A 19,824-nucleotide genomic window follows, 5' to 3' on the forward strand; every position below is an offset into this window, starting at 1 on the left:
GCCTACAGGTTCTGTTGTGACCCAGACCACTCCTGCCGTACGCAGTATCCTGGCCGCGCTGATGCTGGCGATTTTCCTCGGCGCGCTGGACCAGACCATTGTGGCCGTGTCGATGCCGGCCATTTCCGCGCAGTTCAACGACGTCAACCTACTGGCCTGGGTTATCTCCGGCTACATGGTGGCGATGACCGTGGCGGTGCCGATCTACGGCAAGCTTGGCGACCTGTATGGGCGCCGGCCCATGATGTTGATCGGCATGGGCCTGTTCACCGTCGCCTCGCTGTTTTGTGGCCTGGCGCAAAGCATGGAACACCTGGTGCTGGCGCGCATCCTCCAGGGCATCGGCGCAGGCGGGATGATTTCCGTGAGCCAGGCGATCATCGGCGACATTATCCCGCCCCGCGAGCGTGGGCGTTACCAGGGTTACTTCAGCAGCATGTACGCGGTCGCCAGTGTGGCCGGGCCGGTGTTGGGCGGCTATATGACCCAATACCTGTCGTGGCGCTGGGTCTTTCTGATCAACCTGCCCTTGGGCGCGGGCGCCTGGTGGGTGGCCCATCGCACGCTGGTGGGGCTGCCGGTGCCGCAGCGCAAGCCGATCATCGATTACTTGGGCACAGTGCTGATGATCATTGGCCTGACCGCGCTATTGCTGGGCATCACTGAAATCGGCCAGGGCCATCATTGGCGCGATAAGCCAGTCCTGGGCCTGTTGGCATGTGCCCTGCTGGCATTGACGGTGTTTGTCTGGCACGAGCGTCGGGCGCGGGAGCCGTTGTTGCCCATGCACCTGTTCGCCAACCGCAATGCGGTGCTGTGCTGGTGCACGATTTTCTTTACCAGTTTCCAGGCCATCTCGCTGGTCGTGCTGATGCCCCTGCGTTACCAGAGCGTCACCGGCGCCGGTGCCGACAGCGCCGCCCTGCACCTGCTGCCGCTGGCGATAGGCTTGCCCATGGGTGCGTTCTTTGCCGGACGCATGACCTCAGTCACCGGCCGCTATAAACCGATGATCCTGACCGGGGCGCTGCTTATGCCGATAGCGATCCTCGGCATGGCCTTCAGTGCACCCCAGTCGCTGATCCTCAGCAGCCTGTTCATGGTGCTCAGTGGCATTGCGTCTGGCATGCAGTTCCCGACATCCCTGGTGGGCACGCAAAACTCGGTGGCGCAACACGATATCGGCGTCGCCACCAGCACCACCAACCTGTTCCGTTCACTGGGGGGCGCGGTTGGCGTGGCCTGTATGTCGGCCTTGCTGCTGGCGTTGTTGCAGGATTCGAGCGTTGCCCATCTGGCCAGCGGCTCGATGATGGCTGAAGGCAGCTCCGGCAACGTCCTGCTCGATGGCCTCAACGCCGCCCCGGGCCCGGCGCAGGATGCCTTGCGCGCAGCGTTGCTGAGCACCTTCCAGCATTTATTGATGGTCAGCGCGGCAGTGTCGTTGCTGGGGCTGGCGGCGGCGATTGTCATGCCCAATCAGCTGTTGCGGGGGCGTGAGGACCGGGCGCGATAGCCGGGCGATAGTGCCCGGCATCAGCCAAGTGGCTCAAGGGCTGTAGTAACCCACCGCCACCAGAAAATGCCCGCTCTTACGCAGATAGGCATGCTTGTTTTCCACCTTGTCGGTCACCGGGTTTTTCCAGCGGTATTCATATTCCCCCTGACCCTGCTCCTTCATCAGTGCCAGGATCGGCTCACCCACAGGCTTGCCGTCCGGGTCCTTGACCTTGGCGAAATCGGTGTTGACCAGGCGCAGGTTGGTGCCGTGGGCCACATAGCGCCCGGTCTCCAGGTCGACCACAAACACATACAGGTCGTCCTGCAAAAATCCGCCTTGCAACGCATTGATTGCCTTCAAGGTGGCGGCTGCGTTTTTCTCCAGTGCCTTGACCGCTTTGTCGCGCAGGGCCTTGGCCTGTTCGGGCGTGGCCCGGGGCAGGTAATAGCCCACGGCCAGGATGCGCTGGCCGATACGCTGGTAGAACACATGCTTGCGTTCCACCTTGCCGTCGTTCCAGTTCTGCCAGTGGTATTCGGCCTGCTGGATGCCATTGCCCTCCGGGATCTTCAGCGCATCCTTGAAGGACTGGCGCAGGTCCGGCCCGAGCACTTCGGACACATCGCGCCCGATCAGCGCTGATGAAGGACCGCCACTGGCCAGCAGCACGCCCTTGGTATCGACCACGAACACATAGCGGTCCTTGTCGACAAACTCGCCCTGGCGGCTGAAGGCGGCGAAGGCTTTGTCACCGTTGTCGTGGTAATAAGCCAGGGCCTTTTCCAGCAAGGCCACGGCCGCTTTGGCGTCCTGTTCCTGGGAGGGTGCAGCGTGCACCTGGCTGAAACCCAATATCAGCAGCAGCCAGGTGGCTTGGAGCATTGCCTTCATTGACCCGTTCCTCGTTCTTGTGCAAGTCCCAAGAGCGTAGACGGTTGTCGGCGGGTTAGAACGGCTTGGTTGGCAGGTATTTACCGTCCAGGGTAATCACTGCACGGGAACCGCCGTCCGGGTCTTCGACCTTCTTGATGTCCAGCTTGAAGTTGATGGCACTGATGATGCCATCGCCGAACTGCTCATGGACCAGGGCTTTGAGGGTTGAACCATAGACCTGCAGCATTTCATAGAACCGGTACACGGTCGGGTCCGTCGGAATGCCACCGGGGATGCTGCCACGCAGAGGCACGCTTTGCAGCAGGCGGCTGGCGTCCGCGTCCAGGCCCAGTTTGTTGCACACCACATCGGCGGCCTCCTTGGGCAGCGGGTGTTGCCCAAGCAGGGCGGCAGTGACGAACGCCAGGCTCAGGCCGGTGCCGTCGGCAAGATCCTGCCAGGACAGGTCCTTGCGGGCCTTGAGATCAATCACGGTGTCGGCCAGGGCCAGGCGTGGGGTTTGGCTCAATTGGGATTGCAGCATGATGATTTCCTCTTCGGTTAAATAAGCTTCAGGCGGCGTGCGCGCGGGTCTGTGGGTTGTCCAGCAGGGATATAAAGCGAGCGGTGCGACCATCCAGGGCGTTGATACAACCACTTTCGATATCGTAGACCCAGCCATGCAGGTTCAGCCGGCCCTGTTCCAGCGCCAGGGCGACGCTGGGGTGGGTCTTGAGGTTGGCCAATTGTGCGACCACGTTTTCCCGTACCAGGTCGTCCAGGCGCTTCGCATCCGAGACATGGGTGCGGGCGGCGTTGATCACCTTGGCCGACTCGGCATGACGCAGCCAGTTGGCCACGGCGGGCAAGTGATCCAGGCATTTGCAGGTGGCGATAGCGGTCATGGCGCCGCAGTCGGAGTGGCCGCAAATCACAATATCGCGTACACCCAGTACCGCTACGGCATATTCGACCGTGGCCGAGACCCCACCCGGCTCCGGGCCGTAGGAGGGCACGATATTGCCGGCGTTGCGGATCACAAACAGATCGCCAGGTTCCTGCTGGGTCAACAGTTCCGGGACTACACGGCTGTCGGAACAGGAAACAAACAGCGTGCCGGGGTTTTGCGTGGTCGCCAGTTGCTTGAACAGGTCACTGCGCTGGCTGAAGGCTTCGCCCTGGAACTTGCGAAAGCCGTCGATGAGATGCTGCATGGTGTTTCTCCTTGCGTCGCTGATGGGGGCAAGGATGGAAGTGTTTGGCTATAGCGTCCAAGACCGGCTTATTATGGTTTCTATAAGTAGTGCCTATAGCTGGAGCGTTTTACATGCTGCTACGTCATATCCGTTACCTGCTGGCCGTTGCCGAGCACCGTAACTTCACGCGGGCCGCCGAGGCGTTGCATGTATCGCAGCCGACATTGTCGCAACAGATCAAGCAACTGGAAGAGCGCCTGGGGGCACCGTTGCTGGATCGTTCCGGGCGTAGCGTCAACCTGACCGACGCGGGCCAGGCCTATGTGCGCTTCGCGCGCCTGGCCTTGCAGGATTTGCAGGCGGGCACCCGGGCCATGCATGACGTACAAGACCTGAGCCGCGGCAATTTGCGCCTGGCCATGACCCCGACCTTCACCGCGTACCTGATCGGGCCGCTGCTGGCACAGTTCTATGGCCTGTATCCGGGGATTAGCGTCAGCGTCGAGGAGATGACCCAGGATCGTCTTGAGTGCGCGCTGACCGAGGACCTGGTGGATATCGGTATTGGCTTTAGCGGCGAACACGTGCCAGATATCGAATGCCAAGAGGTGTTTGTCGAGGAGTTGAGCCTGGTGGCCAGCGCCAGTCATGCCACCTTGCACCGCAAACAGTGGCTCACGCTGGCGGACTTCAAGCAGCAACCCCTGGTGCTGTTGAACAGCGGATTTGTGACACGTCGTTACATCGATGACTATTGCCGCATGGTGGAGATGAAGCCGCAGATTGCCATGGAGGCCAATTCGATCAGTGCGGTAATCGAGATTATTCGCCATACCCAACTGGCGACGATCCTGCCCCGTGAAGTGGCCATGGCCCAGCAGGGCTTGCACGCGGTGCAATTGCGTCCGCCATTGCCGCAGCGCACGGTGGCTTTGCTCAGTCGCAAGGGGGCTTATCGCAGCGCGGCATGCCGGGCGTTTGTCGAGCTGGCGAATGGGTGGCGAATGTTTAGTCATCCTGAAACTGCACTCCATCAAGACTGAATTTAATGGCTTGACCCGCCGTGTGACGCTGGCGCGCATCTCTTGACTGTGATCCCTGCATGGACGGTTCCCCCGACACTCACCCCGAGGCCTTGCCTGGCGCCATCGTGCCCAGCCGCCCGGTGTGTCGGCTGGGTGTTGATGCGCTGCCTTCGGAACTAGCCTTTTGGGCGCTGTGGCACTGCCGCCATGCGCGCCCGCCGGATACCTCTCCCTTACGCTGATTGCCCCCATTACGGGTGCGCCGTCGCGCGCGCCTGCCTGACGCAAACGTAAGAGAGTTGCCATGAGTCATGTATTTGCCAGCCTGCACGAAGCCCAGTCCTTTCTTGAGCACAACCCCGATATCGAGATGTTCGAGCTGTTTATCCTCGACAGCAACGGCGTGCCCCGCGGCAAGCTGCTGCACCGTGATGAACTGCTGGCGGTCTACGAAAGCGGCCGGCCGCTGCCCAGTACCATCCTGGGCCTGACCCTCAATGGCGACGATGTGGAAAACTCCGGCCTGGTGTGGGAGGTGGGGGATATCGACTGCCGCGCCTACCCGATCAGCGGCAGTTTGCAGCGCATGCCGTGGCGGTTGATCCCGACGGCGGCGGTGCAGGTCAGCATGCACCCCGAGGAAGGCCTGCCGGCGACGGTGGCCGACCCCCGGCACTTGCTGGCCAAGGTCATCGACGGGCTCAAGGCCGACGGTTATTACCCGGTGATGGCGGCGGAACTGGAGTTCTACCTGCTGGACCAGAAACCCGACAGCAATGGCCGCCCACAACCGGCGCGGGATATAGATGGCGGTCGCCCGCGCTCGACCCAGGTCTATGGCCTGCGGGAGTTGGAGCAGATCGAACCGTTTTTGGCCGACCTGTACAGCGCCTGCAAACTGCAAGGCATCCCCGCCCGCACGGCGATTTCCGAATACGCCCCGGGCCAGGTCGAGATCACCCTGGAGCATCGCAGCGATGCCTTGCAGGCGATGGACGAGGCGGTGCGCTACAAGCGCCTGGTCAAGGGCGTGGCCCATAAACACGGGATGACGGCCTGTTTCATGGCCAAGCCGTTCGATGACCTGGCTGGCACCGGCATGCATATGCACGTCAGCCTGGCGGACGCAGACGGCAACAACCTGTTTGCCAGTGAGGCGGCCGACGGTACGCCGCTGCTGCGCCAGGCGGTCGGCGGCATGCTCAGCACCTTGCTCGACTCCTTGCTGCTGTTCTGTCCCAATGCCAACTCCTACCGCCGCTTCCAGAGCAACAGCTATGCGCCGCTGGCGGCCACCTGGGGGGTCGACAACCGCACGGTGAGCCTGCGTGTGCCGGGCGGCCCGGCGTTTTCGCGGCACATCGAACACCGCATCTGCGGCGCCGATGCCAACCCCTACCTGGCGGCGGCAGCCATTCTGGCGGGGATTCACCGCGGCATTCGCGAGCAGCGCGATCCCGGCGCGCCGGTCACGGGCAACGGTTACGCCCAGGCCAAGGAACTGCTGCCCACCGACTGGCTGACCACCTTGCGCGCATTGGAAGCTTCGGCCTGGGCGCGGGAGGCGTTCGGCCAGGCGTTCCTTGATGTGTACCTGGCGGTCAAGCGGGCCGAGTACCGGCAGTTCATGGGCGAAGTGGGCGAGCAGGACTGGCGCTGGTACCTGCACCAGGCGTGATGACGGGCCGTGGTGCTTTCAACCTTTTTTTCACGCGAGGGTGGTTAAGCTGAAGATCCAGTGTCCGTAGAGACCGGTTCATCTACATGAGTCCCGTGATGTCGTCACAACCCCCATCGTCCATCGAGGCTGAATTCGCCGCGTGCTGTGATCGTGACCACGCTCGGGTCTGCGGCGATCCGCGTCCGCCAACGTTGCTGCGCCGCTTATGGTTATGGCGCGATGAGCGTCTGGTGCGCCACGCCCTGAAAGTGGCGGGGGAGCCTGGGTTGGTGCTGGACCTGGCCTGTGGGGCCGGGCGTTTCTGGCCGGTGCTGGCCGAGCACAGTAACCGGGTGATCCTGGCCTCGGACCCGTCCCAGGCCATGCTTGACCATGCCCAGAGCCACCATGGTGCGGCATTTTTGCGGCGGATCAAGACGTTCCAGGGCTCGGCCTTTTCCATCGGCCTGTCGGCCAACGCGGTGGACTGCATTTTTTGCCTGGAGCTGTATCGCCACGTGCCTACGGCCGACGCGCGGTTGGCGCTGCTGCGTGAGTTTCACCGGGTCAGCCGCGACACCGTGATTGTCTCGGTGAACAACGACAGCCGCCACCGTGAATGCCAACCGCCAGGCACGGGGCAACCCTTGCGCTCCCATCGCATCGAGGTGGAAGCGGAGTTCCGCCAGGCGGGCTTCACGGTGCTTAACCAGCAAGAGTTCATGCCCGGCTCGGCCTTGTGGCGGGTTTATGTGTTGCGTAAACGAGGATAACCTTCAACGGTCGGGCTTTTCTTCGTCTCCTGTCAGAGTTTTCATGATGGCTGGCACACTGCGGGTGCTCGAAAGCCCCTCTGGCGATATATACTGCGCGCCATTCTTCAAGGGAGAGCCGTGTGGCCATCGATATTCACTGGATCTGCGACAACGATAGCCTCGGCCAGCATTGCGCCGAATGGCAGCAGTTGCCATTCGTCGCCCTCGACACCGAATTCATGCGGGTCGATACCTTCTATCCCATCGCCGGGTTGATCCAGATCGGGGATGGTGTACGCGCTTATCTGATCGATCCCCTGACCATCGATAACTGGCAACCCCTGGCCGCCCTGCTGGAAAACCCGGCGGTGATCAAGGTGGTGCATGCCTGCAGCGAAGACCTGGAAGTGTTGCTGCGCCTGACCGGCAGCCTGCCGGTGCCGTTGTTCGACACCCAACTGGCGGCCGCCTACCTGAACCTCGGCTTCTCCATGGGCTACTCGCGCCTGGTGCAAGCGGTGCTCGACATCGAGCTGCCCAAGGGCGAGACCCGTTCGGACTGGCTGCAGCGGCCATTGTCCGAGACCCAGGTCAGTTATGCCGCCGAAGACGCGGTGCACCTGGCGCAGGTCTACACACGGCTGCGCCCGCGACTGTCCGACGAAAAATACGCCTGGGTCCTGGAAGATGGCGCCGAACTGGTGGCCAACCTGCGCCGCGAGATCGACCCCTATGAGGTCTACCGCGACGCCAAGCTGGCCTGGAAACTGTCCCGTGCCCAGCTCGCCGTGTTGCGTGAACTGTGCGCCTGGCGCGAACAGCAGGCCCGCGCCCGCGACCTGCCGCGCAACCGTATCCTGCGTGAACACTCGTTATGGCCCCTGGCCAAGTCCCAGCCGGATACCCTCGCGGCCCTGGGCAAGATCGAAGACATGCACCCACGCACCGTGCGCCAGGATGGCGAGTTCCTGCTGGGCCTGATCAAGCGTGCCGCCAGCGTGCCGATGGACCAATGGCCACCGGCCGTGCCTGAGCCGTTGCCGGTGGATGCCGCGGTGCTGATCAAGCAACTGCGCGCCCTGGGCCAGACCTTCGCCGAACGCCTGGACATGGCCCCGGAGCTGATGCTGCGCAAGAAAACCCTCGAGGCGCTGGTCAAGAGTGGCTACCCCGATGGGCCTTACCAATTGCCTGACTCGCTGCGTGGCTGGCGCCGCGAGCTGATGGGCCAGGCGCTGCTGGACAGCCTGGCCACTGCCGGAGAACAGCCTTGAAACATATTTGTTCCATCTACCGCAGCCCGAAACGCGCCGGCATGTACCTCTACGTGCTCAAGAGCGATGCCCTGGAGCGCGTGCCCGAAGGCCTGCTGACGGTATTCGGCAAGCCAGTGCACGCGTTCAACCTGGTGCTGACGCCGGAGCGCAAGCTGCAGCAGGAAGATATCGTGGCGGTCCTGGCCAACCTGCAAAAGCAGGGCTACCACCTGCAAATGCCACCGCCGGACGACGAGTACATCGAACACTTGCCCGAAGAGCTGCTGCGCCGTAACGACCCGATGTGATCGACCCGTGTCCCGTTCGGGGCACGTTTGAATCGAATGACCTGGCGAGCCCCGAGCCCTGCAGTCAGTGTGCTGGCGGTGGCTGCCTGCACTGTTTTTGAAAGGTTTGAACCATGCGCGTTCTGATTGCAGAACAGGACCACCCGCTGTATGCCCGGCTGCTACGCGAAGCAGCGCCGGATCTTGAAGTCCTGACCAGTGGCGACTCGGCCCAATTGTCGCGCCTGGCCGCCGATTGCCCGGTGTGGCTGGGCCAGCCGGACCTGCTGGCAACCCTGCTGCGCCAGGGCCATCACCCGCAATGGCTGCAATCGACCTGGGCCGGCATCACGCCGCTGTTGGCCGATGGCTTGCCACGGGATTATCGATTGACCCGTGCCGTCGGCATTTTCGGCCAGGTGATGGCCGAGTACGTGCTCACCTACCTGCTTGGTCACGAGCGTGAGGTGCTGGCGCGCCTGGTCAGCCAGGTCGAGCGCAAGTGGGACAACCGCATGGGCCAGAGCCTGGCGGGGCGCAAGGTGCTGATCGTCGGCACCGGCGATATCGGCCAGAGCGTGGCGCAGTTCCTGCTGCCCTTTGGCGTGGAGTTGTACGGCATTGCCAGCGAGGCCCGGGAGCAGGCCCCGTTTATCGAGGTGGCCGGGCCGGATCAACTGGGCCGCCTGGTGGGCGAGGTGGACTATGTGGTCAACCTGCTGCCCAACACGCCGAACACCCACGATCTGTACGATGCGGCGCTGTTCAAGCAGTTCAAGCCCACCGGCCTGTTTATCAACGTCGGTCGGGGCGTGGCGGTGGTGGATGCCGATCTGGTCGAGGCCCTGAAGGAAGGGCACCTGGCCGGTGCGGTCATCGACGTTTGCCGCCAGGAGCCACTGCCCCAGCGTCATCCGTTCTGGACGGCCTGGGGCTTGCTGTTGACCGGCCATAGCTCGGCGCCGACGTGCCCGCGGCGCATGGTGGCGCTGTTTGTCGAGAACCTGCGGGCGTACCAGGCCAAGGATTCGCTGCGGGGCGAGGTGAGCTTCGAGCGCGGTTATTGACCCGGCAGGCGCTGGCAAACCAGCGCCTGCCATGTGTTACAGGCTGAAATCACCTGCCGCTACCAACTCGCTCAACGGCCGGCGCGGGCTTGGGGCTTCCCGGGCTTGCAGGTAGTCGGCCAGGGTCGACTTGTCGCCCAGCTTGCCCACGGCGACTGCCGCGTGCAGGGCATAGCCCTCGGGGATTTTCAGTTCCCGGCGGGTCAGTTCCTGATCGAAGCCAGCCATGCCATGGGTGTGCCAGCCGCTGATGCTGGCTTGCAGCGCCAGGTGGCCCCAGGCTGAGCCGGTGTCAAAGGTGTGCCACAGCGCCGGGGTTTCTTCAGTGGCGCCCGGCACGGTGAAGTCGGTTTTCGAGACCACGATCACCAACGCTGACGCATGTTGCGCCCAGCCCCGGTTGAATTCGTTCAGCAAGCCCAGGAACCGCTGCCAATCCGGCGTATCGCGACGGGCGTAGAGAAACCGCCAAGGCTGCGAGTTGTAGGCCGAAGGTGCCCAGCGCGCCGCCTCAAAGAAGCTCAGCAGGGTTTCTTCGGGGATACTTTCCCCGGTAAACGCACGCGGCGACCAGCGCTCGGTGAATTGCGGGTGGATCGGATAATCGGCAACGCGGGCTTGAGTACTCATAAGCGCATCCTGATGAAAAAACGGTGTTCAAAACTACTGCGTCACCGCGCACCTGACAAGCCTGGCCCTACCGGCAGTCGTAAGCGCTTGGCCCCGGGGGGCTTGGGCACTAGACTGGCGGCCTTTTCACCTATTGATACTGATGCAGAGCCATGGCCGCCAAAGTCGAACCTTTCTGGATACGCAAAACCCTTGAGCACCTCGACCAGGAGGAATGGGAGTCGCTGTGCGACGGCTGTGGCCTGTGCTGCCTGCAAAAGCTTGAAGATGAAGACGACAACAGCGTCTATTACACACGTATCGCCTGCAAACTGCTGGACCTGAAGACCTGCCAGTGCACCGACTATCCTAATCGTCGGGACTCGGTGCCCGATTGCATCCAGCTCACCCCGGGCCAGGCCGATCAGTTCAAATGGTTGCCACCGACCTGTGGCTATCGCCTGGTCAGTGAGCGCAAGGACTTGCCACTCTGGCACCACCTGGTCTGCGGTGACCGCGATGCGGTGCACCACGAACGCATTTCCCAATCCGGGCGCATGCTCAGCGAAGGCAGCGTGCCCGAGGACGATTGGGAGGATTACCTGATTTTCCGCGCAGGCTGAGGAGAGCGTATGACGGTCCAAGCCAGGCTGATGGCGAGCCTGCTGTTGCTGGGGTTGAGCGCGTCGGCGTGGTCGGCGAAAAAGGTCGACCTCGATTATTACGTCAAGCTGTTACCCCAAAGCGATCAGGCCGAGGTGCGCCTGAGCCTGTCCCAGGGCTCGGCGGTGCGCAGCCTGGACTTCGACCTGGGCCGCGACGGTGACTACAGCGACTTCAAGGCCGACGGCCAGTGGCAGGTCACGCCAGCAGCGGGGGCCAGTCGCGGCCTGTGGCAGCCGGGCGCCGACAAGGCCAGCCTGACCTACCGCGTGCGCCTGAGCCATGCGCGCAAGGCCGGCCTCTACGAATCGCGCATGACCCCCAGTTGGGCGCTGTTTCGCGGGGAGGAGCTGGTGCCAGCGGCACGCCTGGACCAGCAGGACGGCGTGGAGCTGGTGTCGCGGCTGACCTTCGAGCTGCCGCCGGGGTGGAAAAGCGTCGAGACCCCTTGGCCGCGCATCGGCAAGCATAAGTTCCGCATCGACAATGTCTCCCGCCTGTTCGACCGGCCCACCGGCTGGATGCTCGCCGGCAACCTGGGCAGCCGCCGGGTGCGCCTGGGCGAAACCGAAATCAGCGTGGCCTCGCCCAAGGGCCAGGCCATGCGCCGCATGGATGTGCTGACCTTGCTGACGTTTGTCTGGCCCCAGGTGCAAGCGGCGTTTCCCCGGCATCCGGCCAAGCTGCTGGTGGTGGGCGCCAGTGATCCGATGCGCCGTGGCGCGTTTGCCGGGCGTGATTCGGTGTACCTCAATAGCCGTACGCCGTTGGTCAGCGAAAACGGCAGCAGCCCGTTGATTCGCGAAGTGGTGCAGGCCATTGGCCGGTTCAACGACCAGCAGGGCAGCGACTGGATCAGCGAAGGCCTCGCGGAGTATTACGCCATCGAGTTGCTGCGGCGCGCGGGCGGTATCAGCGATGAGCGCTATGGGGCGATCCAGGCGCGCTTGAGCAAGGACGGCAAGGGCGTGACGACGTTGCGCGGCGAGCACGTCAGCGGCGCCACGGTGGCGCGGGCGGTGGTGGTGTTGCAGGAGCTGGATCGCGAGATCCGCCTGAAAACCCACAACAAACGCTCCCTGGATGACCTGACCCAGGCGCTGATGCGCCTGGACAGCATCACCACCCAGGCGTTTGTGCAGTTGGCCGCCAGTGTGATCGGCGAATCCTCGGTGGTGCTCGACAGCAAATTGCTGCGCTGAACCTCAACGGTGGGAACACCGCTTGTGTAGGCACTGGGCTTGTGTGGGAACTGCATTTGTGTGGGAGCTGGCCCAGCTTCCACACAAGTTGTGTCAGTGGGTGGTTTTTTCGGCAGCCACTTGTTGCGCCCGGGTCTTGAGGGTTTTCAGTTCCTCACCGGCCCGTTCGATTTTAGTGCGCACGCTGTTCATATCCCGGCGGCTTTTTTCCAGCAGCGACTTGGCCGAACTATGCCCGCTGATCCCGCGCGCCAACGCCACGCCGCCAATCGCCACCTGGACCAGGCCGAAAAAACCGCCCCGGCGAATGCCCTTGCCCATCATCACCACACCACCGGCCAGGGAGCCAATGCGCTCCCAGCCCTGGACGTTCTGGGTTGGCTGGGTCTGGAACGGCGTCGATTCAATCACGGGGTTGAGGGTTTTGCTGTCGCTCATGGTCTGTCTCCAACAAAGGGCCATAGATATTCAGCTGACTGCGGGCAGGCGGTGGATGTTCCCAAAAAATCAGTACTTGGGGCCCGAGCGGGTGTTATTGCCCTTGGCCAGGCGGTCGTAGAGCACCACATTGACGGTGGCCGCCAGGTTCATGCAGCCGGTGGTCGGGATGTAGATCACGTCTTCGCACCAGTCGCGGATCTCTTTGTCGAGAGAGCCGTCTTCGGGGCCGAAGATATACAGCGCGCGATCAGGATGGGTGTACTCCGGCAACGGCCGGGCCCCATCCACTAGTTCCACGGCGACCGGGATACAGCCCAGGGGCAGGATTTTTTTCAGGTCGTCGATACCGATCAGCGGGATATCGTGGTGGACCTTCTTGGTGTCGGTAATAAAGTCTCGGGCCCGCTCATAGCGTTTACCGGTGTAAAACACCGAAGCCACGCCATAGCAGCCGGCGGCGCGCATGACCGAACCGACGTTTTCGGGGGATTTGGGGTTATACAGACCGATGCAGCTGTAGCGTTTATTGCCCACGGGAGAGGGTGCCTTCGAGAAAAACCGCGATTATACGGGGATTGCTCGATCTGCGGTCGGTATAGAAATGGCGTGTCTGGGCGATTGTCATCGCCGCGATGGCGTCGTAACGTTCAGCGACGACCGTCAGTCGTCCTTCTTCATCAACCCCGCCAACGCCGCAAACGGGTTGTGCGTTGCCTTGGCAATGGTCGGGCTGCTGGTGGAGCCTTCGCCGAAGTACTGTTGGTCGGTATAGCGCGAGTGCTCGTTGTCGTGGCAGTACAGGCACAGCAACTCCCAGTTGGAGCCGTCCTGGGGGTTGTCATCATGGTTGTGGTTACGGTGGTGCACGGTCAGTTCGCTGAGGCGCTTGCCGGCGAACTCACGGGCACAGCGACCACACACGTGGGGGTACATTTTCAGGGCTTTGTCGCGGTAGCCCATTTCCCGGTCGCGCTGGGCATCGGCGAGGATGCGGTCCAGCTTGGCGGTGTGGGAGGGCGGGTTGGTCGAGCTCATCATGGCTCCTGTTTTTAGTGGCTCACGGATAGCGTTGATTCTAGCTGCTCGCGGGGCAATTTACTTCAGCCCTTGAGCTTCTCGGCAATCCAGATGGTATGCCGGGTGCCCTTGTTGCCATGGGCAAACACTTGCACTTCCTCGGCCTTGAAGCCGGCCTTGCGCAGTTTGTCGCTGAACTGCTTGTCGGCGCTGGCCGACCACACCGCCAGCACGCCCTTGGGCCGCAGGGCCTTGGCGCAGGCGCTGAGGCCGCCGGCGGAGTACAGCCAGCTGTTGGCTTTTTGCGTCAGGCCTTCGGGGCCGTTGTCGACATCGAGCATGATTGCATCAAAGCCCTGGGGCTCGGCTTGCAGCACCTTGGCCACGTCTTCCAGGCGGATCACGGTGCGCGGGTCCTGCAACGGGTTGCCGGACTTTTCCCCCAGGGGGCCGCGATTCCATTCCACGACGCCCGGCACCAGCTCAGCCACCACCACTTGTGCCGTCTTGCCCAGGTGCTTGAGCGCCGAGGCCAGGGTGAACCCCATGCCCAGGCCGCCAATCAACACCCGTGAACCGGGGCGTCCGGCGACCTTGCGGCAAGGGATCTCGGCCAGGGCATCTTCGGAACCGTGCATGCGCGTGTTCATCAATTGCCCGCCGTCACCGCCCTGGATCTTGATCACAAAATCCTCGCCATACTCGAACAGGCACAGGGCGCCGCCGTTATCGGGGATGGGGGTGGTGTCGAGCAGCACGAAACGTTTCATGGAAATCTCATTGGGAAGGGCATTCTTGCGCGGTTGGGAGTAGCCTTGGGACTGGTTAACAGTCAGGCCATGGAGCCATCGATGAAGTGCAGCATTCTAGCGGTCATTGTAGGGAGTGTGCTCACATTGGGGGCCGCACATGCCCAGCAGTTGCAAGCCGTGCCGAACACGCCGGCGACCACCACGGGCGCACCGGGCACTGCAACGCCGACCCCCTATCCGCAAGTTACCCCGCCCACGGCACCCAAGCCACAAGGGGCCGGGGCGCCGTTGCCGCCGATTGAAATGCCCAAGCCGCCCAAGGACCAGACCTTGCCCGGCCTGCAGCAAAACGACAGCAAACCGAAGGCGACGGGTTCTTAAGCCCGCCCCAGGGCCTTGAACACAAAGGCGTATTCCAGGGCCACGTCACGCAAGCCCTGGTAGCGCCCGCTCATGCCGCCATGGCCGGCGCCCAGTTCGGTCTTGAGCAGCAACAGGTTGTCGTCGGTCTTGGTGGCGCGCAGCTTGGCCACCCACTTGGCGGCTTCCCAGTACTGCACGCGGCTGTCGTTATAGCCGGCGATCACCAGCATCGCCGGGTAGGCCTGGGCGCTGACATTTTCGTAGGGCGCATAGGCCTTGATCCGTTCATACACCTCGGGCTCCTGGGGGTTGCCCCATTCGTCATATTCGGTGACGGTCAGGGGCAGGTCCGGGTCGAGCATGGTGTTGAGCACGTCGACAAAGGGCACCTCGGCAATCGCCGCCTGGAACAGCTCCGGGCGCTGGTTGAGCACGGCACCGATCAACAGCCCGCCGGCGCTGCCACCGCTGATAGCCAGTTGCTTGGCGGTGGTCAGGCCCTCGGCGATCAAGTGCTCGGCGCAGGCAATAAAGTCGCTGAAGGTGTTTTGCTTGTGCTCCTGCTTGCCGGCGCGGTACCAGGCCTCGCCCAGTTCGCCACCGCCGCGTACATGGGCAATGGCAAATGCCACGCCGCGGTCCAGCAGGCTCAGGCGCGCATGGGAAAACCAGGGGTCGAGGCTTGAGCCGTAGGCGCCGTAGCCGTATAGGTACAGCGGCGTCGGCTGGCCCACCTGGTCGCGCCTGACCACCAGGCTGATCGGCACCTGGGTGCCATCGGCAGACGTCGCCCACAACCGCTGGCTGACGTAGTCGTCGGCATTGAACACGCCCAGTACCGGGGTTTGCTTGAGCACTTGTTGCGCGCCGCTGGCCAGTTCCAGTTGACGGACCTGGGCCGGGCGATTGAGGGCTTCATAGCGCAGGCGGATCTTGTCGCTGTGGAACTCCAGGCTGTTTTGCACGTATAGGCTGTAGGCCGCGTCTGGCAACTCCACGCGATAGGTCGGCAGGCCCTGTGGGTGCACGTCGATCACCGGCAGGCCGCCAATGCGCAGGCTTAGGGTCATGGCCCGGGCATTGAGCGTCACGCCGTCGAGCATTACGGCGTCATCGTGGGCAATCAGGTTGTGCCACTGGTCTTCGCTGGGCACGCTGCCGGTGTCGGCGGCCTGGAACAGGGCAAAGTTGATGCCGTCGCGGTTACTGCGGATAAACCAGGTCCATTGGTCGTCCAGCTTGCCGTGGTCGACATCGTACTCATGGCCTTCGACCCGTGGCGCCAGGCAGGCAAACGCCTGTTGCGGCTGCTCGGCATCCAGGGCCCAGACTTCGCTGGTGGTCTTGCTACCCAGGGACAGCAGCAGTTGACGCTCGGAGCTGGAGCGGTAGCAATGCAGGAAGAAGCGCCCGTCGGGCTCGTGGAACACCTCTTCGGCGGCGGTGCCGTCCAGGCGATAGCGATACAGCTTGTGCGGGCGGTGGGTGTCGTCCAGTTCGCCGAAGAACAGCGTCAGGCTGTCGTTGGCCCAGGTCATGCTGCCATCGCAGTCGGCAAACGCCAGTTCGCTGACCTTGCCCGAAGACAATTCCTTTACGTACAGGGTGTAGATCTCTTCGCCATTGGTATCCAGGCTGTAGGCCAGGCGCTTGTGGTCCGGGCTGATGCTGAAGGCACCGAGGGAGAAAAAGCCGCCATTGGCCAGCACATTTGGGTCCAGCAGCAGTTCTTCGGCGCTTTCGTCGATCTGCTGGCTGTCGTCGGCCGGGCGTGGGCAGCGGTAGTGGCGTGCGTACTCGTCACCGGCGGTGGTGCGCGTGTAATACAGGTACGGGCCCCAGGGCGAGGGCAGTGACAGGTCGGTCTCAAGGATACGGCCCTTGATCTCTTGAAACAGCGTTTCGCGCAGCGCTTTCTGGTCTTCAAGCTGCGCCTCTTGCCAGGCATTCTCGGCCTTGAGGTAGTCGAGCACCTCGCTGTTGTCGCGTTCTTGCAACCAGGCATACGGGTCCTGGCCTGAGTCCTGGCGGGCAATCGGGGCGGCAGCGGCGTGGGTCGATGGAGGCATGGATCACTCTCTGTCTGGTGGTGGGCCGACGGCATTGCAGCCGTGGCCCTCAAAAGCCGTTATCATACGGGCCTGTTTGCCTACCTTGCCATGGACACCATGACCGAGAACGACTATCTGACCGCTTGGGGCCTCTACGCCTTCGCCGCTTTGGGCTGCCTGCTGGTGTGGTTTCGCCTGACCCGCTGGATCTGGCGCTGGCTGCGCGAACCGCTGCGGTTGCTGATGGCGGTGTTGTTGTTGAGCCCGACCATTGTCGACCCGGTCAAGGAGCAGTTTGCCCCGGCCGTGGCCATCACCGCCCTGGATCTGTTGCTCAAAGTGGGCAATAACGCCTGGCGGGCGGTGTCCGACTTACTGATGTACGCCATGATTGCCTTTGGCCTGTACCTGGTCTTTGTGCTGATCCGCTGGCCCATCGAACGTGCCGCCAAGGCCCGGCGTGAGCAGAAGGCCGCCGCTGCGGCAGCGGTCGCGGCCGAGCCTGAGGACGACGAACCCTATGGCCGCCCGCCGGCCCCTGTCAGTGGCATGCGGGTCGAACCGCGTCTTTAACGTTGTTTGCCCTGCATCGAGAGTCCTGGCATGTGTGAATTATTGGGCATGAGTGCCAACGTACCGACCGATATCGTGTTCAGCTTCACCGGGCTGATGCAGCGCGGTGGGCGCACCGGGCCGCACCGCGATGGCTGGGGCATTGCCTTCTACGAGGGCCGTGGCCTGCGGCTGTTCCAGGACCCGGCGGCCAGCAGCGAGTCGGAAGTGGCGCTGCTGGTGCAGCGTTATCCGATCAAGAGTGAAGTGGTGATTGGCCATATCCGCCAGGCCAATGTCGGCAAGGTGAGCCTGTCCAATACCCATCCGTTCGTGCGCGAGCTGTGGGGGCGTAACTGGTGTTTCGCCCATAACGGCCAACTCGCGGACTTCACGCCCCAGGCCACGTTCTACCGCCCGGTGGGCGATACCGACAGCGAAGCGGCCTTCTGCGACCTGCTCAACCGTATTCGCCAGGCGTTTCCCGAGCCGGTGGATATCGAGCAGGTGCTGCCGGACCTGATCGCCGCCTGCGCCGAATACCGCAGCAAGGGCGTGTTCAACTGCCTGCTCAGTGATGGTGATTGGCTGTTTTGCTATTGCTCGACCAAACTGGCACAGATTACCCGTCGCGCACCTTTTGGTCCTGCACGCCTGAAAGATGTCGACGTGATCGTCGATTTTCAGGCCGAAACCACGCCTAATGATGTGGTGACGGTGATTGCCACCGAACCCTTGACCGAAAACGAGACCTGGACCCGCTACGAACCGGGCCAGTGGAGCCTGTGGCGGCGCGGCGAATGCGTGCGCCAGGGCACAACCGCATAAGGACGTCGATTATGTTGCTCAGCTATCTGCGCCTGGTGTTGTTTGCCATCGGCTTGTTGGTCGGGGTGCAAGTCCCGGGGTTTATCAACGACTACGCCAAGCGCGTCGAGGCCCATTTGATCGAGGCCCAGACCGGTTTGCGCGGTTTTGAACGCACTGCGCAGCAGTTCTTTAATGGCGATTTGCAAGCATTGGTGGCGCATTACCGTGCCAGCGATGACCCGGTGTTCCGCAGCGATGCCAACAGCCTCGGCACCTTGCTCGATCGCCAGGTGGCGTTGGACAAGCAGTTCCAGGCCATGCAGGGGCCGTGGTACATCCGCGCCTTGCAGGTGGCCGTGGCGGCCGACCCGGATATTCGCCGGGAAACCTGGAATGGCTACAGCTACCAGATCCTCCTGACCCCCGAAGCCATGGGCTGGGGCCTGGGTGGGGCGATGCTGCTGTCGTTCGGCCTGGAGTGTTTGTTCCGCCTGATCGACTGGGTGGTGCTGGGCGGCAAGCGTTTGCGCCAGAGCCGGCCGATTGAAGAGCGGGATCTCAAGGGCCTGTAAATACGCCATAAATCCCAAGGTCGGAGCGGGTTTGTGTGGGAGCTGGCTTGCCTGCGATGCATGCACCTGGGTAGATCAGTTGCATCGCGGTGATGCTATCGCAGGCAAGCCAGCTCCCACACAAGCCAGCGCCTGCTAGTTTCAATCGGGTTTCTTCTGGTTGAGCACCATGCGCTCTTCCCCCACTTCCTCGGCATACCGCGCCACGACGCTCTGGCAGAGCGCGACGATTTCCTCTACCAATTCCACCCCCACCCGCCACGACACCACCACCTGCAGGTTCGGCAAGCGCTGTTCCATGGGCAGCAGCACCAATTCACCCCGTGCCAGCTCCTCGCTGACCAGCACCGGCGGCAACGCGCCAATGCCAAAGCCGTCACGCAGTAAACGGGTGATGGCCGACACCGAGTTCACGCAGTTCATGCGCGGCGCCGCCACGCCGTGGGTTTGCATCAGGCTCAGCACATCCTGGTGCGGATGAGAGTTTTTCGAGTAGGTGATGATCCGTTCCTGGGCCAGTTCGGCGAGGGAGGCGTAGTCGCGGTTGTAGATCGAATGGCTGGCGACGATCCAGTCCATGGGGTGGCTGGCCAGCTCCAGGCTGCGCACCGATTCCTGACGCAGCAGGTCGGTTTGCAGGATCAGGTCGAGAAAGCCTTTTTGCAGCTGATCGCAGAGGTTCAGCGCGGTATCGGCGACCAATTCGATTTCCACCAAGGGGAAATGCGCCATCAGTTCGGTCACCAAGGGGCTGAGCCAGGTGTGGATCACCGTGTCCATCGCGCCGATGCGGATGCGTCCGACCTTGCTGCTGGTGGTTTCCAGCGACTGCTTGAGCCCCTGCATGGTGATCATCATCTGCTCGGCATAATCGAGCACCTTCACCCCATCCGGGGTCAGGCTCACGCCACGCGAGTCACGCAGGAATAGCTTCACCCCCAGCTCGCTTTCCAGCACTGCAATGCGGCTGGAGATCGAGGCCTGGGTGGTGAACAGCTTCTCTGCCGTGAGCCGGAAGCTCTTGAGCCGGGCTACCCAGACGAAGGTTTCGAGGAACTTCAAATTCATGGGATCAACTTTTTCTTATGCATGGATCGGTTTTTATTAGTTGGACGCAACAGGGGCTGCGCGCCAAAAATCGAGCTGTCTCACGATAAGCGTCGTCGGGGCTC

23 protein-coding genes are annotated in these 19,824 nt (G+C 62.7%); 13 read left to right on the forward strand and 10 right to left on the reverse strand.

All coding sequences use genetic code 11. The features are described from left to right. The first annotated feature begins 16 nt into the window (after positions 1-16). On the forward strand, positions 17-1,516 hold the full coding sequence (locus tag AO268_RS04810) for an MDR family MFS transporter (RefSeq protein ID WP_257154342.1): 1,500 nt from the start codon (positions 17-19) through the stop codon (positions 1,514-1,516). 33 nt (positions 1,517-1,549) lie between these two features. Here AO268_RS04810 and AO268_RS04815 read toward each other — a convergent pair whose 3' ends face one another. Genes AO268_RS04815 through AO268_RS04825 form a run of 3 tightly spaced genes read right to left on the reverse strand, consistent with a single transcriptional unit; the run spans position 1,550 to position 3,588 of the window. Next, positions 1,550-2,392, reverse strand: coding sequence for a cache domain-containing protein (locus AO268_RS04815; RefSeq protein WP_099168025.1), 843 nt, complete (start codon positions 2,390-2,392; stop codon positions 1,550-1,552). Positions 2,393-2,447: 55 nt separating this feature from the next. Further along, a complete protein-coding gene (gene cynS / locus AO268_RS04820; protein ID WP_099168026.1) occupies positions 2,448-2,918 on the reverse strand; it encodes a cyanase in 471 nt (156 codons plus the stop codon). A gap of 28 nt (positions 2,919-2,946) precedes the next feature. Beyond that, complete coding sequence (locus AO268_RS04825; RefSeq protein ID WP_099168027.1) at positions 2,947-3,588, reverse strand: carbonic anhydrase; 642 nt, start codon at positions 3,586-3,588, stop codon at positions 2,947-2,949. Between the two features lie 113 nt (positions 3,589-3,701). Here AO268_RS04825 and cynR point away from each other — a divergent pair, with 113 nt between their 5' ends. From cynR to AO268_RS04855, 6 genes are all read left to right on the forward strand, one after another. Next, positions 3,702-4,613, forward strand: coding sequence for a transcriptional regulator CynR (cynR, locus tag AO268_RS04830; RefSeq protein ID WP_099168028.1), 912 nt, complete (start codon positions 3,702-3,704; stop codon positions 4,611-4,613). Between the two features lie 286 nt (positions 4,614-4,899). Next, positions 4,900-6,273: a glutamine synthetase family protein gene (locus tag AO268_RS04835; RefSeq protein WP_076962465.1), complete on the forward strand. Its 1,374-nt coding sequence runs from the start codon at positions 4,900-4,902 to the stop codon at positions 6,271-6,273. Positions 6,274-6,371: 98 nt separating this feature from the next. Next, complete coding sequence (locus AO268_RS04840) at positions 6,372-7,028, forward strand: class I SAM-dependent methyltransferase (RefSeq protein WP_099168029.1); 657 nt, start codon at positions 6,372-6,374, stop codon at positions 7,026-7,028. A gap of 122 nt (positions 7,029-7,150) precedes the next feature. Next, the gene (rnd, locus tag AO268_RS04845; RefSeq protein WP_099168030.1) at positions 7,151-8,284 is read left to right on the forward strand and encodes a ribonuclease D; all 1,134 of its coding nucleotides are present in this window, start codon (positions 7,151-7,153) and stop codon (positions 8,282-8,284) included. Beyond that, positions 8,281-8,574 carry a YcgL domain-containing protein gene (locus tag AO268_RS04850; protein ID WP_032863507.1) on the forward strand — a complete coding sequence of 98 codons (294 nt, stop codon included), beginning with the start codon at positions 8,281-8,283 and terminating at the stop codon, positions 8,572-8,574. Before rnd ends, AO268_RS04850 begins: the two co-directional genes overlap by 4 nt. 113 nt (positions 8,575-8,687) lie before the next feature. Then, on the forward strand, positions 8,688-9,620 hold the full coding sequence (locus AO268_RS04855; protein ID WP_076962462.1) for a D-2-hydroxyacid dehydrogenase: 933 nt from the start codon (positions 8,688-8,690) through the stop codon (positions 9,618-9,620). 36 nt (positions 9,621-9,656) lie between these two features. Here AO268_RS04855 and AO268_RS04860 read toward each other — a convergent pair whose 3' ends face one another. After that, complete coding sequence (locus tag AO268_RS04860) at positions 9,657-10,250, reverse strand: nitroreductase family protein (RefSeq protein WP_076962461.1); 594 nt, start codon at positions 10,248-10,250, stop codon at positions 9,657-9,659. 152 nt (positions 10,251-10,402) lie between these two features. On the opposite strand from AO268_RS04860, the gene AO268_RS04865 reads away from it, so the two are divergent. Then, positions 10,403-10,852, forward strand: a complete 450-nt coding sequence (locus AO268_RS04865) for a YcgN family cysteine cluster protein (RefSeq protein ID WP_029292333.1) — start codon at positions 10,403-10,405, stop codon at positions 10,850-10,852. A gap of 9 nt (positions 10,853-10,861) precedes the next feature. Next, positions 10,862-12,094, forward strand: coding sequence for a hypothetical protein (locus tag AO268_RS04870; RefSeq protein WP_099168031.1), 1,233 nt, complete (start codon positions 10,862-10,864; stop codon positions 12,092-12,094). Between the two features lie 93 nt (positions 12,095-12,187). Here the strand turns inward: AO268_RS04870 and AO268_RS04875 are convergent, their stop codons facing one another. The 4 genes from AO268_RS04875 to AO268_RS04890 form a co-directional block, all read right to left on the reverse strand. Beyond that, positions 12,188-12,532, reverse strand: coding sequence for a YgaP family membrane protein (locus AO268_RS04875; RefSeq protein WP_099168032.1), 345 nt, complete (start codon positions 12,530-12,532; stop codon positions 12,188-12,190). A 69-nt stretch (positions 12,533-12,601) separates the two neighbouring features. Continuing rightward, complete coding sequence (locus AO268_RS04880) at positions 12,602-13,069, reverse strand: RNA methyltransferase (protein WP_032863501.1); 468 nt, start codon at positions 13,067-13,069, stop codon at positions 12,602-12,604. A 126-nt stretch (positions 13,070-13,195) separates the two neighbouring features. Further along, positions 13,196-13,570 carry a YajD family HNH nuclease gene (locus AO268_RS04885; RefSeq protein ID WP_003210675.1) on the reverse strand — a complete coding sequence of 125 codons (375 nt, stop codon included), beginning with the start codon at positions 13,568-13,570 and terminating at the stop codon, positions 13,196-13,198. Positions 13,571-13,635: 65 nt separating this feature from the next. Further along, complete coding sequence (locus AO268_RS04890) at positions 13,636-14,322, reverse strand: spermidine synthase (RefSeq protein ID WP_070995103.1); 687 nt, start codon at positions 14,320-14,322, stop codon at positions 13,636-13,638. An 81-nt stretch (positions 14,323-14,403) separates the two neighbouring features. On the opposite strand from AO268_RS04890, the gene AO268_RS04895 reads away from it, so the two are divergent. Beyond that, a complete protein-coding gene (locus AO268_RS04895; RefSeq protein WP_099168033.1) occupies positions 14,404-14,685 on the forward strand; it encodes a hypothetical protein in 282 nt (93 codons plus the stop codon). Here the strand turns inward: AO268_RS04895 and AO268_RS04900 are convergent. Continuing rightward, on the reverse strand, positions 14,682-16,736 hold the full coding sequence (locus AO268_RS04900; protein WP_099168034.1) for a S9 family peptidase: 2,055 nt from the start codon (positions 16,734-16,736) through the stop codon (positions 14,682-14,684). The genes AO268_RS04895 and AO268_RS04900 overlap by 4 nt on opposite strands. A 90-nt stretch (positions 16,737-16,826) precedes the next feature. Here AO268_RS04900 and AO268_RS04905 point away from each other — a divergent pair, with 90 nt between their 5' ends. The 3 genes from AO268_RS04905 to AO268_RS04915 are packed head-to-tail and all read left to right on the forward strand — an operon-like array spanning position 16,827 to position 18,652. Further along, on the forward strand, positions 16,827-17,291 hold the full coding sequence (locus AO268_RS04905) for a hypothetical protein (RefSeq protein WP_029292339.1): 465 nt from the start codon (positions 16,827-16,829) through the stop codon (positions 17,289-17,291). Positions 17,292-17,321: 30 nt separating this feature from the next. After that, a complete protein-coding gene (locus tag AO268_RS04910) occupies positions 17,322-18,098 on the forward strand; it encodes a class II glutamine amidotransferase (RefSeq protein WP_076962455.1) in 777 nt (258 codons plus the stop codon). 11 nt (positions 18,099-18,109) lie between these two features. Beyond that, the gene (locus AO268_RS04915; protein WP_099168035.1) at positions 18,110-18,652 is read left to right on the forward strand and encodes a DUF2937 family protein; all 543 of its coding nucleotides are present in this window, start codon (positions 18,110-18,112) and stop codon (positions 18,650-18,652) included. Between the two features lie 141 nt (positions 18,653-18,793). Here the strand turns inward: AO268_RS04915 and AO268_RS04920 are convergent, their stop codons facing one another. Next, entirely contained in the window at positions 18,794-19,720 is a 927-nt protein-coding gene (locus AO268_RS04920) for a LysR family transcriptional regulator (RefSeq protein WP_099168036.1), read from the reverse strand. Positions 19,721-19,824: the final 104 nt, after the last annotated feature.

It is taken from the genome of Pseudomonas sp. ICMP 8385, assembly GCF_002699915.1.
Classification (GTDB): Bacteria; Pseudomonadota; Gammaproteobacteria; order Pseudomonadales; family Pseudomonadaceae; genus Aquipseudomonas; species Aquipseudomonas gessardii.